This is a genomic window from Dyella sp. (genome assembly GCF_036384435.1).
GTDB lineage: Bacteria > Pseudomonadota > Gammaproteobacteria > Xanthomonadales > Rhodanobacteraceae > GSA-30.
In genome coordinates this window covers 48,213-63,556 of record NZ_DASVMI010000094.1, presented here as the reverse complement: position 1 = coordinate 63,556, position 15,344 = coordinate 48,213, and the positions used below count along the sequence as shown (strand labels likewise).

General features: G+C 63.0%; 8 protein-coding genes. 2 read left to right on the top strand and 6 right to left on the bottom strand.

Annotated features, from left to right (window positions below; genetic code table 11):
- The first annotated feature begins 1 nt into the window (after window position 1).
- Together VF436_RS09375 and VF436_RS09370 are read left to right on the top strand one after the other, a co-directional pair.
- On the top strand, window positions 2-3,766 hold the full coding sequence (locus tag VF436_RS09375) for a translocation/assembly module TamB domain-containing protein (protein ID WP_330903747.1): 3,765 nt from the start codon (window positions 2-4) through the stop codon (window positions 3,764-3,766).
- 182 nt (window positions 3,767-3,948) lie between these two features.
- A complete protein-coding gene (locus tag VF436_RS09370; protein WP_330903746.1) occupies window positions 3,949-6,027 on the top strand; it encodes a M13 family metallopeptidase in 2,079 nt (692 codons plus the stop codon).
- A gap of 190 nt (window positions 6,028-6,217) precedes the next feature.
- On the opposite strand, the gene VF436_RS09365 is transcribed toward VF436_RS09370, so the two are convergent.
- From VF436_RS09365 to VF436_RS09340, 6 genes are all read right to left on the bottom strand, one after another.
- A complete protein-coding gene (locus tag VF436_RS09365) occupies window positions 6,218-8,071 on the bottom strand; it encodes a M3 family metallopeptidase (protein WP_330903745.1) in 1,854 nt (617 codons plus the stop codon).
- Between the two features lie 84 nt (window positions 8,072-8,155).
- Window positions 8,156-8,917 carry an AraC family transcriptional regulator gene (locus VF436_RS09360; RefSeq protein WP_330903744.1) on the bottom strand — a complete coding sequence of 254 codons (762 nt, stop codon included), beginning with the start codon at window positions 8,915-8,917 and terminating at the stop codon, window positions 8,156-8,158.
- 22 nt (window positions 8,918-8,939) lie between these two features.
- On the bottom strand, window positions 8,940-9,638 hold the full coding sequence (locus VF436_RS09355; RefSeq protein ID WP_330903743.1) for an MgtC/SapB family protein: 699 nt from the start codon (window positions 9,636-9,638) through the stop codon (window positions 8,940-8,942).
- 61 nt (window positions 9,639-9,699) lie between these two features.
- Window positions 9,700-11,058, bottom strand: coding sequence for a UDP-N-acetylmuramoyl-L-alanine--D-glutamate ligase (murD, locus tag VF436_RS09350; RefSeq protein WP_330903742.1), 1,359 nt, complete (start codon window positions 11,056-11,058; stop codon window positions 9,700-9,702).
- A 4-nt stretch (window positions 11,059-11,062) separates the two neighbouring features.
- A complete protein-coding gene (gene murL, locus VF436_RS09345) occupies window positions 11,063-12,406 on the bottom strand; it encodes a UDP-N-acetyl-alpha-D-muramoyl-L-alanyl-L-glutamate epimerase (protein ID WP_330903781.1) in 1,344 nt (447 codons plus the stop codon).
- 58 nt (window positions 12,407-12,464) lie between these two features.
- Window positions 12,465-15,071, bottom strand: coding sequence for a bifunctional aspartate kinase/diaminopimelate decarboxylase (locus tag VF436_RS09340; protein WP_330903741.1), 2,607 nt, complete (start codon window positions 15,069-15,071; stop codon window positions 12,465-12,467).
- Window positions 15,072-15,344 lie beyond the last annotated feature (273 nt).

Below are 15,344 nucleotides of genomic sequence, written 5' to 3'. Positions count from 1 at the left end.
CATGAGGAAATGGCTCAAACGCATCGCATGGGTGCTCGGCGCATGGCTGCTGGTCATGGCGGCGGCGACATGGTGGCTGCTCGGTAGCAGCAGCGGCCTGCGTTTTGCGCTGTCCCAGGCACAGCGCCTGACCGATGGTGCGCTGAGCGTGCAGCAGGCCGATGGACGGCTGGCCGGGCCCATGACGCTCTCGGGCGTGCGATACGCCGATGGCAGCGGGCTGGATGCCAAGGTGGCTCGCGTGCATGTGGACCTGCGACTTTGGCCGCTGCTGCGCAAGCGTGCTCATGTGCTGGATCTTGACGTCGACGGCGTCGAGGTCGCACTGTCACCGTCCAAGCCGGACGAGCCGCCGAGCCAGGGTAGCTTCTCGCTCAAGCCGCCGATCGCCCTGGTGCTCGATCGCGTGCACGTGGGCAAGGTGCTAGTGACGCAGCCACAGGATGGCAAGCCGCAGCCTGTATTCGCTTCCGATCGGCTGGACCTGGCCGGTCAGTGGACCGACAAGGGCGTGCAGTTGCATACGCTTCAGCTCGATGCGCCGGACGGCCATGCCGAACTCCACGGCGACTTGGCGATCAGCGTCGATCAACAAGGCGACGGTGCGCTCGGATTTGCCTGGAAAGTCGCCGGCGTCGACTATGCCGGAGCCATCGAGGGGCACAGCGATGGCAAGCAGGCCAAGGCGACGCTCAAGCTGACCCAGCCGATGGCGGCCCAGGTCGATCTGGATCTCTCGCAAAACGACGATTACTCGTGGACCGCCAAGGTGGCCCTGCCCGCCTTCGATCCCAAGCCCCTGCTCGGCGACAGCGCACTCAAGACACTCGCCGTGGACATCCAGGGCAGTGGCAACCGGCATGGCGGCCAGATCAGCGGCAACCTCGGCATCAACGATTACCAGATGCAGCTCAAACCGCTGCGTGCGCACTTCAGCGACGACTTCAAGCGGCTGACCCTGGACGAATTGAACCTGGGCTCGCCACAGGTGAAGGGTGAAGTCGGTGCCAGCGGCACCGTGCAGCTCGGCACACAACCGCTCACCGCCGATCTGGTGTTGCACTGGAAAGATGTGCTGCTACCGGCCAATCTTGTCGGCCAGGATCTGGCCAGCCGCGGCGAGCTGCGCTTCAAGGGCGGTGCCGAGCAATTCCATGCCGAGGGCGACGTCGACGTCGGTCCGCCCGGCAACCTGGCCAAGCTGGCGTTGAACGTCGATGGCACGCAGAAACGCCTTGAACTGCACACGCTCGAACTGAAGCAGCCACGCGGTCATCTGCTCGCCAAGGGCAGCGTGGACCTACAGCCCGTGTTGGGCTGGCAGATGGAGTTGACGTCAGATCATCTCGATCCCGGCCAGTTGCTCGCGGGCTGGAATGGTTCGCTCGATATGGACATCGTCACCCAGGGTACGCTGCCGAAGAATCAGCCCGATGCCGTCGTGGATATCCGCAAGCTCGAAGGCAAGCTGCGCGACCGTGCGATCAAGGGCAGTGGCAAGCTGCACGTCGCACCGGCGCAGGTGATCGACGGCAAGCTCGATCTCGCCTCCGGCGGCAGTACCGTGGCCATCGTCGCGCGGCCGGGCACGGCCAATGACGTCGAGCTGGACCTGGGCATCGCCTCGCTTGCCGACTGGTTGCCCGATGCGGCCGGTAAGCTCAATGGCAAGTTCACCGTGCGCGGCAAACTGCCCAAGCTTGCCGTCAACGGCGAGCTCGATGGCAGCGGTGTTGCCTACGACGGACAGCAGATCGAAAAGCTGCAACTGAGCGCGGATATTCCAGACATCAGCAACCCCGGAGGCAAGCTGGCGTTGACCACGCACAATGTCACCGCCGGGGGTATCGCCTTCCACGAAATCGACCTACGCGGCAGCGGCACCGCTGCCCAGCACAGCCTGACGCTGGACGCGCGAGGCACACAACTGAGTGCGGGCGTCACCGTGGGCGGGGCGCTCAAGGGCGGCAACTGGAGCGGCATGCTGTCGCGCCTGGACCTGGAGCCGCAGGGCATCCCGCGCTGGCGTCTGGCACAGCCGACCAGCCTGTCGTACAACGGCGGCGCGGTGAATCTGTCCGAACTATGCCTGACGGCCGGCACACCACAACTTTGTGTTGCCGCCAAACAGGACAAGGCAGGCAACCTCGATGCAAGCTATCGCCTGCGCGAGTTGCCGCTGGCCTTGCTCACCAGTATTGCCGGCACGCCTGACATGCCCATGCGCGCCGACGGTGCGCTTGACGGCAACGGTGCCATTCGCCGCAACGCAGCCGGTGCGCTCAGTGGCAACGCCAATATTCAATCGCCGCACGGAAGCATCACCTACGTCGAGCACGCCGATCGCCCCGTGCTCAGCTACACCGACCTGGCCATCAACGCGCAGCTCAGTCCGACCAGCCAGCACGGCACGCTGAGCATGAATCTCAACGACGGTGGACGCCTGGACGGTCAGCTCGGCATCGACGGCGCTCAGCAGAACCTGTCGGGGCAGATCAATCTGCGTTTCAACGACCTAGGCCTGATCGAGCTCTTCACCCATGAAGTGGCTAGCGTGAAGGGCCAAGTGCAGGGCCAGTTCCATCTGGCCGGAACGGTCAGGCGGCCCGCGGTCACTGGCCGCGCCGATATCGCCGACTTCGCTGCGGAAATCCCCGTCGCCGGCCTGAAGCTTACCCAGGGTCACGTCACCGTCAGCACCGACGATGCACGACGCTTTGATATCCAGGGTGGCGTGCAATCGGGCAAGGGCTCGATGACGATCGACGGCTATGCCGACATCGGCCAGAACGCGCAAACGGCCATCACGCTCAAGGGCAGCCAGTTCACTGCCGCTGACATCCCTGCCGCCAAGGTGATCATCTCGCCCGATCTGGTGCTCAAGCAGGATGCCAAGGGCATCGACCTCGGCGGAGGCCTGACGCTCGACAGCGCCGATATCGATGTCTCCAAGCTACCCGGCGCGGGTGCTACCCAGGCATCACCGGATGTCGTCGTGGTTGACGACAAAAAGCAGCAGGAAGAAGCCACCAAGCTGCCGATCACCGCGCAGATCAAGGTTGATCTCGGCCGCAAGACACATTTAGTCGGCATGGGTCTGGATGGCCGACTCAGTGGCGTGCTCAATGTCAGCGAGCGTCCAGGGCGCGCCACTACCGGCCAGGGCCAGATCACCGTGGACGGTATCTACAAGGCCTATGGCCAGAACCTGCAGATCGAGCAGGGTCGACTGCTGTTTGCCAGCACGCCCATCGACAACCCTGGCCTGGACATCCGCGCCGCCCGCAAACTCAACCCCAACGCCACCATCGATGAAGGCCAGAAAGTCGGCCTCTATGTCTCCGGCACCGCGCAGCGGCCCGTACTGACCGTGTTCTCCAATCCGGTGATGGAGCAGTCCGACGCACTTTCCTACCTCATCACCGGCAAGCCGCTGTCGCAGGTCAAAGGCGGCGAAGGCAGCATGGTCGGCGCCGCCGCACAGGCGCTGGGATCGGCCGCGGGCGACCTGCTGGCCAAGAGCATCGGCAGCAAGATCGGCGTCGACGACATCGGCGTATCCAGCAACGAGGCACTCGGTGGCACCTCGGCGTTCACCGTCGGCAAATTCCTCTCCCCACGCCTGTACCTGAGCTACGGCGTCGGCCTGTTCGAGCCCGGCCAGGTCATCACCCTGCGTTACAAACTCAGCCATCGCTGGAACTTCGAAGCCCAGAACGCGACTGACTTCAGTCGCGCGAGCTTGAATTATCGGATTGAGAAATAGTGAGATCCGGATGCGAGTTTAGAGAAGCGAGGAGTAAGACAAAGCGCGCGACGTTGTTGCCGGCCACACTCTCACTACTCGCTTCTGTCCCCTGACTCCGGCCTTCATAGCCCATAAGTCATGCCCCAAACCTCCCGCGACGGGCTTATGGTGACGGTCCCCGTCGCCTGAGGTCACCCGCCGTGCAAAAGCTTCGCTGGATCTTCGCCGCCGCTGTCGTAAGTGGCACCGCCGCCTTCTGTGGCGTCAATGCCGCCGATGCTCCCGCCAAAGCCGTCAAGACGAGCCCCTCCGGGGTAGATCTGGCGGGTATCGACCACGCCATCAAGCCGGGAGACGACTTCGATGGCTACGCCAACCAGAACTGGCGCAAGACGGCACAGATTCCAGCGGACCGCTCCAGCACCGGTATCTTCCTGCAAGTTTTCGAAAAGGCGGAGAAACGCAACGCCGACCTGATCAAGGATATGGCCCGCAGCCAGCCATCCGCCGGAAGCAATGCGCGCAAGATCGCCGACTACTATGCCGCCTTCATGGATACGGCCAGGATCGAGAAAGCCGGGATCACACCGCTCAAGTCCAGCTTTGAACAGATCGATGCCATCAGCAACATCACGGATCTATCGCGCGTGCTCGGTAAAGGCCTGCGCGCCGACGTCGATCCGATCAATGCCACCAACTTCGAAACCGAAAACCTCTTCGGCCTGTTCGTGACCCAGGGCCTGGAAGATTCCTCGCACAACGTCGCGTATTTGCTCCAGGGCGGCCTGGGCATGCCTAGCCGCGATTACTATCTGGGCAACGACAAGGACATGGTTGCTGCGCGCGGCAAGTACCAGACCTACATCGCTGCGGTGCTCAAGCGGGCCGGCGTGGCCGATGCCGACGACAAAGCCAAACGCATCTTCGCGCTGGAAACGAAGATCGCGCAGGGCCAGACCGACCTGGTGACCAGCGAGGACGTGCACAAGGCGAACAATCCGTGGGCTCCGGGTGACTATGCCAAGCGTGCACCGGGCATCGACTGGAAAGCGTATTTCGACGCAGCCGGCCTGTCACAGCAGAAGCTCATTGATGCCTGGCAACCCGACGCCATCACCAAGCTGTCTTCTTTGGTCGCAAGTGAGCCTTTGCAGACCTGGAAGGATTACCTCACGTTCCATGCGATCAACCACAGCGCAGGCGTACTGCCGGCGGCCTTCGACCAGCTCTCGTTCGAATTCTACGGACATACGCTGCAAGGCACGCCCAAGCAGCGTGATCGCTGGAAGCGGGCCATTAGCGCCACGAATGGCGCACTCGGTGATGCGGTCGGTCAGGAATACGTCAAGCGCTATTTCCCGGCATCGTCGAAGAAGCAGGTGCAGGAAATGGTCACCAACATCCTTGCCGCCTTCAACGACCACGTTGACACTTTGGATTGGATGACAGCAGCCACCAAGCGCAAAGCCAAAGCAAAGATCGAGACCTTGCGTGTCGGCGTCGGCTACCCGGAAACCTGGCGCAACTATAGCTCGCTGGAGATCCGTGCCGACGATGCGCTGGGCAATCACCTGCGCGCGGAAGAGTACGAGTACCAGCATCAACTGGCCAAGCTTGGCCAGCCGGTGGATCGGGGCGAATGGTGGATGACTCCACAAACGGTCAACGCGGTGAATCTACCGCTGCAAAACGCGTTGAATTTTCCCGCGGCCATCCTTGAGGCGCCCTTCTTCGATCCCAAGGCCGACCCGGCCGCCAACTATGGCTCGATCGGTGCGGTCATCGGCCATGAAATCAGCCACAGTTTCGACAACACGGGCGCCGAATTCGACGAGCAGGGGCGCCTGGCCAACTGGTGGACGCCCGAGGACCAGGCTCATTTCAAGGCCGCCGGCCAGAAGCTGGTCGAGCAATACAACGCATACGAGCCGCTGCCTGGCGTACATATCAACGGCCAGCAGACCCTGGGCGAAAACATCGCCGACGTCTCGGGGTTGGCCATTGCCTTCGCCGCCTACCACAAATCGCTCGGCGGCAAACCGGCACCGGTGATCGACGGCTTGACCGGCGACCAGCGTTTCTTCCTCGCCTTCGCCCAGTCCTGGCGCGAAAAGACCCGTGACGCAGCGTTGCGCCAGCAATTGATCACCGACGGCCACTCCCCGGGCAACTTTCGCGCGCAGACAGTTCGCAACATCGACGGCTGGTACGACGCGTTCAAGCCACAACCGGGGCAGAAGCTGTTTCTTGATCCGCAGCAGCGGGTCAAGATCTGGTGATTGTTTGCTGGGTTCTTAGTAGCCGGTGAGGCCGCTCGCCTTGGGCGAGCCGTAAGGCCGGCTGCTGCGCAGCCTGTGAGGCCGCGCCTGCGGCGCTGTGAAGAGGTAAGAGCAACAAGCTGGTCGCTTTCTGGCTTCCTCTTCACAGCTCGCGCAGCGAGCGGCCTCACAGGCTGCCATGCAGCCGGCCTCACCGCGCTACATCCATCCCCTTCAGCTCATCCAGCTTCCGCTCGATCAACATCATGTCGTCGCCGACCAGTTCGTCAGGCCTCACATCCTTGCCGAAGAAGCGTTTGAGCAGAACTTCGGGGCGATCGTTGAAACCGTCTTGCAGGAAGCGGGTGTAACGCTGCTGGAAATCCTTCGGATTGTTTTCGGCCATGGCGTACATCCGGGTGGCCAGCAAACCGGCGTACAGGTAATTGACCAGGTAGAGCGGGTCTTCATACATCAATCGCTTGGTCATCCAAACGTGAGCAAGGCGCGGTTGCCGGGCTGGCCAGATTTCATAACGGCTGGTGATCTTCAGGGTCAGCGCGTCCAAATCGGTGGCGTTGCGCAACTTGCCGGCCACTACGCCGTCGTAAATGGATTGCTCCAGCTCACCCTCTTCGGCGGAAGTGAATATCTCAAGCGTCATGTCATCGAGCAACGAACGCAGGTAGTAGGCACGCTCGCGCGGATCGCGGGCGTGCTTGTACAGATAATCACGCAGCAGGAATTCGTTGAGGATGGCCACGGCTTCTTTCATCCAGCTCGTGCCGCTACGGTAGAACGGTGAGACGCCATGCTCATCCATGAGCTGGGCATGCATGGCGTGGCCGCCCTCATGAATGATCACGCTGGCACCGGAAAGATCACCGGTATAACGACTGACGAACAGACCTGCCGGCACGCCGGGACCTGAAATGGAGAACGAGTCGTTCTCGCGCTTGCCCAGTTCCGGCGAAAGATCGATGCGCCGGTTCGATGGATCAAGCAAGGCATCAAAATGCCTGATGTAATCCTTGCCCAACGGTGTCAGGGCTTCGTGTGCCAGCTTACGCATCTGGGTGTAGCTTAAAGCGGGTGGCGTATAGCCCTGTTCGTTCATGCCCATGTCCCAGGGCTGGATATCTTTCAGGCCCGTCACGGCAGCCACATGATCGGCGCGCCATTGCTGGTAACGGCGCAGCAGGTCAGCATGACTGGACGCAGCGGCAAGCATGGCATCGACGTCGTGGCGATCGAATTGGCGGCCGAAATAAGCAGCCGATGGCGCATCATCGAAATGTTGCAGGTGCGCCTCCCTGTCTCCCAGACGCACCACACCCAATAGCAGGCTGGCAAAGGTGCCCGAGCGCGTCTCGTAGGCATCCCAGCGGCGCTCCCAGGCCTGCTGGCGTACGCTGCGATCGGGGTCGCGCGCAAGCAGCTTGGCATCTTTCTCGATATCCAGGTCGCCGTGGCTCGTGTGCACCGTGCCGTAGTCAATGCCACGCTGGGTTTGCTGATAGGCATTCCACAGCGCATCCGATGCCGGATCGGCGATCTGGTCCAGTACCGACTGCTGGTCTGGCGGCAATTCATGCGGTAAGCCACGCTCCGCGCGCCAGAACAGATAGCGATAGCGCGCCAGTGCGGGCTCCCTCGCCAGCGCGCTTTCGAAACCCGCTGCGCCCCAGCGACGTAATGTCGTGCGCACCTCGGTGACTAGTCGGCTTTCATCGTCGGCGATCTGGTTGCCCGCATCAACGGGCGCGTGATCGTCGATATCGCGCGCAGAAAGCAGGTGCATGTAAGCGGCATGCCGCTGCGCCATGGCGAGCAGATCCTCGACCTGCCGCAGGTAGGCTAGCAGACCGGCGGCATCTCCCGTGCCGGGCGCCGATAGCTTGTCGATCGCAGCCTTTAATATGGCGCGCTGAGCCGTCTCGCTATCGGGCGATTTAAAATAGGCGCGTTCGTCGATGGCATAGCTTTGCGCCCTTGCCTGCCCATGCACCATGGGCGCAACGGCCATGGCCAGGACCGTCGCGGCCCAGCCCAGGATCTTCTTCATGATGCCCCTCCGTGTTGTCTGCGTGCACAGCGTAGCCAACCGCGGCTGCTTCGGCTTGCCGCTGGTTAGCGCAGTTGACGCTGGCTAGCGCGAAGCCCGCCGATACGTAGAGGGCGATACACCAAAGACCGCCTTGAAGGTACGCGCGAAGGGTGCAGCCCCGGCGAATCCACAATGCAGGGCAATCTCAAGCAAAGGCAGATTGCCTTGACGCAACAGCCTGGCCGCCTGCTCCACCCGCGCCCTTCGCAGATATTCGCCCACGGTGCAGCCATACCACTGGCGAAAACTTCGCGCGACGTGCACCGGATGCCGCGCAGCGTCGTGCGCCAGCATGTCGAACGTCCATGCCATGCCCGGTTCATCGTCCAGGTTTTCGCGCAGGCGCCGCAGCCACAACGGTGGCTGTGGTTCGTCACGGCCACCGCACCTGGCCAGGGCGACCAACAACTCCATCGCCATGCCCTCCAGCGCGAGCGAGGCGAATCGATCACCGACGCATAACTCGCGCCGCATCCGTTGGCCTGCGCTTACCAGTTCCGGGCTGGCTGGCAAATAAGGTGCCTCGTGCAAGCGCACACCCTGTTCGAAAAGGTAGTCAAGCGATGCCTGAGGTGGTGAAAACAGCAGCTTGTGCGCACCTGTGGCACCGATGACCTGACTATGCATCTCATGCGCGGGACAGAACAGCAGGTCGCCCGCACCGTGCTCGTCGCGACGCGAGCGGATCTGCTCGCGATAGTGACCATCGAGCACCAGGCACAACCAGGCCTCGCCATGCACGTGGGGCTTGAGCTGCTGCCCCGGCATATAGCTGGAAATATGCGTACGCATCGCTGGTGCCATGACCCCACCCCTCCGAACTGACTCAGCCGCGCTGTACCACCGGTTGTGAAACGTTGACGGCCTGGGCGCCGTCGATCTTGCGGCATGCGTCGGCGATTTCGGCCATGCGCGCCATATCGATGGCTCCCATGAAACGAATTTCCACCACGTCGTGTCCATCCTGATGGCGTCGCAAGCGTATCTGTCGCACTGGCGCATGAAAATCTTCCAGCACGCGCTCCACTACCGACAGCGACGACGCCGTGCTCAATTCCATGGAAATGGCGAAATGCTGCGGCCTGGGCCGCACGAACCGACGCTCGATCGGCTTGAGCATCGCCAGGATGATCCACAGCAGCAGCGTGGCGGTGACCGCTGCCGCATACAGCCCGGCGCCAGCTGCCAGGCCTACCGTCGCCACGGCCCACAAGCCTGCCGCGGTGGTCAGGCCCCTGACCACCTGGTCGCGCTGTGAAAACAGGATGGTGCCTGCACCCAGGAAACCGATGCCGCTGATCACCTGCGCGGCGATACGCGAGGGGTCGAGCACCGCATGGTCGAACGTCAACGCGTGGCGAAAACCGTACGCCGAGACAATGATCGCCAGCGCGGAACCGACACCCACCAGCATGTGCGTCCGCAGGCCGGCCGACCATTCCAGGCGACCGCGGTTGGCACCGATCACGCCACTCAATATCGCCGCCACGATCAACCGCAGCAGCAGGTCCGGATAATCGATCATACCCATCTCCGTGGTATCTCCCGATGATCGGAGTCTAGCGCAAGCCTGCGCGACACCATGCTCAGGAAATACCCAGACCCTCGATCCCCATGATCGCCTTGCCGTCGAAGCCGGCCATGTCGGCAAAGCAGCGACCACGCTCGGCATAATCGCGATATTGATCGAAACTTGGCGCCCCTGGCGATAGTACGATGGTGCCCGCTGAGGGCGTCACGCGCCGTGCAGCCTCGACCGCCTGGGCAAGCCCGTCCGTTTCGATCAACGGACCCTGGTAGTGCGCTTCGCGCAACGCCTTTGCAATGCGCGGCCCGTTGCTTCCCTGAGTCACGATTGCGTGCAATGGATGCGCTACCACGCTGGTGATGAAATCGTGCCAGTCCAGGCCTCGGTCGTGGCCCCCGACGATCACGGTGACATTCACGCGCCCTGTGCTCTGCAACGCAGCCAGGGTTGCCTGCGGGGTGGTGCTGATGGAATCGTTGATCCAACGCCAACCGCCGTGCACACCCAGCGGCTGCAACCGATGAGGCAGGGGGTGAAAACTTGCCAATGCCGGCGCCGCGGCGTGTGCATCTGCCCCGATCGCTTCGATCGCCGCCAGCGCAGCGCACGCATTGAGGGCATTGTGCTCGCCTGGCACCGGAAGATCGGCTACCGCGAACACCGGCTGGTCGCCGCGACGAATATAGCCATCACTCACATGCCAACCTTGCGCGTGGCCAAACAACAAGCGATGCGGATGTGCCGCTGTCTTGTCGAGCAGCACCGGTTGCAGGGCATTGACCAGCACGTAACGGGACACGTCGGCAAGCTTGAGCTTGTCGGCCACGTATTGTTCGCGCGAGCCGTGCCAGTCAAGATGTTCTTCATACAAGCTGGTAATCACGCCAAGCTGTACGGGACCGGCTTCGCCGGTCTGGAAACTGGAGAGCTCGACCGCCCACAACTCAGCCTCGCCATCGAGCAGTTCGAGCATCTGCATGCCGATGTTGCCCGCCAGGGCCGTGCGCACGCGCAACGCACGGGCCAGATGCGCGATGAGTGCCGTTGTGGTGCTCTTGCCCTTGGTTCCCGTCACGGCAACGACATGCGCGTCAGGCCGCTCGCCAAACCACAGCGCCGTACCCGAGGTGATGACGAGCCCGGCTTCGCGCGCGGCAAGCAAAGCGGGCTTGTATGCCGAGATGCCAGGAGATTTCACCAATACGTCGAATGCCGCCAGCACCCGTGCGTCGGGTTCATCGGCATGCACCGCCAGGTGCGCATCGAATGCCCTCGCCGCTGCGACTTCACCCGTCGTGCAAAACAATGTCAGGGCCAACCCAGGCAGGCGTTCGCGCAACACCGCGATCACGGCGCGGCCTTCGCGCCCGAAACCCCAGATCGCGACCCGCTTGTCGGCCAGCTCGGCGATACGCATGCGATCAGCCGAGCGAGGCCAGCGCGCCGAGCAGGCGCTGGGGGACACCGTGCTCGGGCGAAGCCTCCAGCCAGGGCTCAATGGCCAGCTCGGCCGCATCGAGCTGAGGCTCGATCTCCTGGCGAAAACGTGCAATCAGCATGTCTTCCTGCCACTCCGGTCGCTGGCTCAACGCGTACATCGCAGCGCGCGCCTCGGCGCCCTCCCCCACGCATTCGAATGGCTTGTGATCGAGGTACTCCAGCAGCGCGTCGAAACCGGCTGCCTGCGTTTCGTCATCGAGCAGGTTGCGACCAAAAATCGACAACAGGCGCGGCTTGGGCAGGAACGGTGCCAGCGCAAGAAAGACGAAGTGGCACTTAGGGCACTGCCCGCACCAGCGATCGGCCGGCTTGGGCCCGAGGATCTTGAAGTTGCGGTTGCAACTGGAGAACACGTCGAAATAAGGTGTGAGCCGCGAGAACGCACGCGTGACCGCCAGCTCCGAATAGGGTCGCAACAACGAGAAATAATGCAGGTCGCTGGCCACGTGCGAATGCAGCCAGTCAGCGAACAAGCGCTCGAAGGCAAAGCTCTTGCTCCACTGGTGGTTGACCTGCTGGCCTTCGTACTCCAGCGTGGCCGCCGAAGCCGAGCGCTCATTGGCGAAGGCGATGCTGTCGTGGCCATAGAGAATGGCGGCCAGCGCCAGGATGGCCGAATTGATGGCCGTCACCGGAATATGCCCATTCCAAGCGCCAAGGCGATTGAGCTCGAACAGGCCCGGCGCCAGCTCGCGCTGGATATTGAGCGTCGGCAGGCCAGTGCGTTCGGCACAGGCTGCGATCAAGGTGGAATGACCCACCCAGGTGGCGGTTGCTTCGCCACCGGCCTGCTTGATCGCCTCCACCGCGACCAGGGAATCCTTGCCGCCACCGATCGGCACCAGCGTGCGCGCGGGTAGCCCCAGCGCCACGGCAGGCGCGCAAGACTGGCCACCACGTGGAAACGCGATGCGTCCGCGCAGGTCCAGGCCGTTGCGATAAGCAAATTCGGCCAGCCCGTGCAGATACAAGGCATCGAGCATATCGGCGGTGGCGTCATCGAGCGGGCCGTCGGCCAACTCGATATGCGGCGGCACGCCAGCCTTGTAGTAGCTGACGCCTGCAAACAGATGCAATGCCTTGAGCGCCATATCGAAGGCCTGCCGATGCGTATCCGGCACGGAAGGCGCTTGCGGAAAACGTACGCGTTCGATCAGTTCCTCGCCATGATCGAAGGCATAGACCAGCTCGGCTACGCCATCGGCATAGCTGCAGCGCACGAAACGAAAAACCTGCGTCAGGCGAGGCTGGATTGCATCAGTCACCGGATTCTCCAAAAAAAACACCGCCATGCCCGCGCCTTTCGGACACGGGCATGTTCGTTCAGTCGAGCACGATCTCTTCGGCCGGACCACGCAGATTGTACGGCGAAGACATCACCTGACCGTAAGCGCCCGCAGTGGCGATCAGGATCACATCGTCCTCGCGACTTTCCGGCAGGCGGCGATCGTTGCCCAGCACGTCGCCCGATTCGCAGATCGGTCCGACCACTTGATACATCGCCGTGGCCGGCTCGTGGAAGCGCGTGAGATTGGCGATCTCGTGCCAGGCATCGTAAAGCGCCGGACGAATCAAATTGTGCATGCCCGCATCCACGCCCAGATAGCGCCAGGCGCCCTTGCCTTTGAGCTGGGTGACTCGAGCCAGCAGCACGCCCGCTTCGGCCACCAGGAAGCGGCCTGGCTCCATCCATAGTTTGTATTGCGGATAGACGCGCCTGACCTCGGCCAGGGCCGCCCCGACCGCCTCCAGGTCGAGCGGCCGCTCGCCCGGGTGCGAAGGCACGCCCAGGCCGCCGCCCAGGTTGAGGAATTCCACCGTCGGGATGCGCTCGGCAATGGTCGCCAATTGCGAGAACACCTCGGCCCAATGCGAGGGATCGAGTACACCCGACCCCAGGTGCGCATGCAGGCCCACGATACGCGCGTGGCGGGCCGCGGCCAGGTGCACGAATGCATCGAGCTGGTCCAGCGGCACACCGAACTTGCTGGTGCTGCCGCCCGTGCGCACCTTGTCGTGATGGCCCAGGCCACGCCCCAGGTCCACGCGCACGCTGATATCACGCCCTTCGAAGGTCTCGACCCAGTGTTCCATCGGATGCAATGCGTCGATGGTCACCAGCACACCAGCTTCCAGCGCGGCGCGGTAGTCGGCACGCGGTGCGAAATTGGGCGTAAACAGGCGCGGCGTATCGGCCGGCACGGTTGCAGCGACGAGATCGAGCTCGCCAGGCGAAACGCATTCCATGCCGAGACCTTCCTCGGCCAGAGCCTTGAGGATGGCGGGGTGCGAATTGGCCTTGATCGCAAACAGGATCCGGTCGACCGGCAACGAAGCCTTGAGTGCCCGGGCACGTTCGCGGACGGTGGCCAGGTCGTAGACATAGCGAGGACTGCGTTCCTCAGCGAGCTTGACCAACTGCGCGCGTTTGTCCAGCCACCAGGCCGGTGCGTGGCCGGTCTCGGTCACGCCGTACAGGCGCTCCCAACTGGGTCCGAACAAGGTCGCATCATCGGTGCGCATGGCACCGGTACGCACCAGTTGCTCGTGCAATTGCGGCAGCAGTCCGTCGACCACGTTCTCGTCGACGACGAAGGTGAAATTCAGGTTGTTCGACGATTGCGAAATCATATGCACACGGTGTTGGCCAAACTCTGCCATGACCGTATGCAGGCGATGCAGCATCGAGCGCATGCCACGCCCGACCATGGTCACGGCGGCGCACGGTGCAATGACCTTGACCCGGCACACCTTGGCCAGATCGGCAGCGAGCGCGGCCAGGACATCCGAATCGAGCAGATTTTCGGTGGGGTCCAGCGACACGGTGACATTGGTTTCGGCCGAGCCGATCAGGTCGACCGACAGGCCATGGTGCTTGAATTGATCGAACACGTCGGCAAGAAAGCCGACTTGCTGCCACATGCCGACCGATTCCATCGATACCAGCGTGATGCCCTTTCGCGTGCTGATCGCCTTGATGCTGGGCGCTTCCTCGCGCAGCTCCGGGCCGATATGCGTGCCGCTGAGCTCGGGGCGATTAGTGTCCTTGACCAGCAGCGGCACGCGCGGCTCGCGCAACGGAGACAGGCAGCGCGGGTGCAGTACCTTGGCGCCGGTGGAGGCAATTTCCTGGGCCTCCTCGTAATCGAGTCGCTGCAACAGGCGTGCACCGGGAACCTGGCGTGGATTGGCGGTGAACATGCCAGCCACGTCGGTCCATATCTCCACACGCTGCGCGCGCAGCAGGGCGCCGAAGTACGACGCGGAGGTATCCGAACCGCCACGTCCCAACAGCACAGTGCGCCCTTGCGCTTCGCGTGCGATGAAACCTTGAGTGATGAATACTTCGCCGCGCATCGCCAGCCGCGCGGCGATTGCCGCGTCCGGCCGCGCTTCAACCATGGCCGAAAGCAGCTTGGTGCGTTCGTTCTGGTTGGGTAGCGCCACCGCAGCCAGGCATTCGCGCGCATCCACCCATTCGGTGGTAAGGCCGCCATGCGTGAGAAACGCCGAACCGAGCGCGCTGGACATCAGCTCGCCATGAGCCTGCACCAATGCCGCCCAGGCCAGCTCGCCCATCTTGCTCGGGCCCTCCTCGGCCAGTCGTGCCAGTTCACGCAGCCGTGCCTCCAAAGTATCTGGCGCGGACAACTGCATGTGCTCGAGCAATTGGTGGTGGCGCGCCGCGATCGTCTTGGCTGCCTCGCTGCGTTTTCCCTTGTCACCCTCGGCGCACATCTGTTTGAGTGCGTCCGTGATGCCGGAGAGTGCCGAAACGACAATCAGCACGCGCGCGCCCTCGGCGCGACGGCTGCTTACCAGTTCCAGGATGTTCTGCCAGCGTGGGAGCGTGGCGACACTGGTGCCGCCGAACTTCATCACGATCCAGGGGGCGTCCGCGGAAAGCGGCGCGAGGGTTTGCGAGTTCACGAGTTCTCGAGTGGGTTGGGGGAAAAGGTATCCGGCCAGTGTTGCGCTGCGACAACCCGAATGCAATGGGAGGACGCGGGCGTATGGAAGGCTATTTAGCGATGCGACACATGGGCGCGCATCGCCAGGCTGCCATGCTTTCGCAGGTTTTTAGGGCGGGAGATGGGTTGCGGGGGGCGCAAGTCCGCTTGCTTGCGCCACACCGCAGCGTGCTTGTGTCGGCGCGAACCACACGCTGCCTCATCCGGCAACGCTACGCCCCCACCGCCCATC

Coding starts and splice junctions, on each gene's coding strand:
- VF436_RS09360 (WP_330903744.1), bottom strand. CDS start 8,917: ATGGCACCAGCGATGCGTACGCATATTTCCAGCTATATGCCGGGGCAG.
- murD (WP_330903742.1), bottom strand. CDS start 11,058: ATGCGTATCGCCGAGCTGGCCGACAAGCGGGTCGCGATCTGGGGTTTC.
- VF436_RS09355 (WP_330903743.1), bottom strand. CDS start 9,638: ATGATCGATTATCCGGACCTGCTGCTGCGGTTGATCGTGGCGGCGATA.
- VF436_RS09365 (WP_330903745.1), bottom strand. CDS start 8,071: ATGAAGAAGATCCTGGGCTGGGCCGCGACGGTCCTGGCCATGGCCGTT.
- VF436_RS09375 (WP_330903747.1), top strand. CDS start 2: ATGAGGAAATGGCTCAAACGCATCGCATGGGTGCTCGGCGCATGGCTG.